We start from the raw sequence: 660 nt of genomic DNA on the forward strand, positions 1-660 counted from the left end.
TGTGCAGTAAAGAGCGTGACGATCATCGGTCAGAATAAAAATGAGCCAATCACAGCACCCCGGCAGCCACGAAGCAGATCACGAGGACGTGCTGTGTCAACCTAACGAGTTCGACGTCCCGTCGCCGCGACAACTGCGGGCGATGCGGTATCTTAGCGACCTTACGATCCGGCAAGTCGCTGACCGTGCAGATATCTCGACAGACTCGGTCTGGCGCTGGGAGCAGGGGGTGCAATCCCCACGGCTGTGTGACGTGCGCTCGCTCCTGCAGATCTACCAAGACGAAGCGGAAGAGCAAACCCAGTTAAAGCTCTGACTGTGCGAAAATCCGCAGGCATCTGTGAGAAAAGTAGTCCCTTAGTATCGTTATATTGGGTATGGCCGGAGAAGACCTGGCACCGTCGACGGTCGCAGGGTACATCCGTGTATTCCTGTTTTTAGCGCTGGCACTGCTGGTGATGAACGCGCTTATATCGCCGGCGCTGAGCTCCGGCTACAACCGATCAGTCGAGGAGCAGGTGCTGCTGTATCCCGATGGTAGCGGTGAGTTGTCGGCAGACGGGAACATCGAGAATTTCTCGGCGAGGCAGACGCTCGGAGACGCTGTCCGGTTCACCGGCGCCTCTGACTCGAGACTCGCCGGTGAGGCGAACATCAGCG

At 57.9% G+C, this 660-nt stretch carries 2 protein-coding genes; both read left to right on the plus strand.

Going from position 1 to position 660, the window contains the following annotated elements:
• Positions 1 to 40 precede the first annotated feature (40 nt).
• Entirely contained in the window at positions 41 to 316 is a 276-nt protein-coding gene (locus DEQ92_RS24575) for a helix-turn-helix transcriptional regulator (protein ID WP_115821741.1), read from the plus strand.
• Between the two features lie 61 nt (positions 317 to 377).
• The coding region (locus tag DEQ92_RS21220) for a hypothetical protein (RefSeq protein WP_147299544.1) at positions 378 to 660 on the plus strand (283 nt) is incomplete at its 3' end.

It is taken from the genome of Haloferax sp. Atlit-6N (assembly GCF_003383195.1).
GTDB classification, from domain to species: domain Archaea; phylum Halobacteriota; class Halobacteria; order Halobacteriales; family Haloferacaceae; genus Haloferax; species Haloferax gibbonsii.

Coding starts and splice junctions, on each gene's coding strand:
- DEQ92_RS24575 (WP_115821741.1), top strand. CDS start 41: ATGAGCCAATCACAGCACCCCGGCAGCCACGAAGCAGATCACGAGGAC.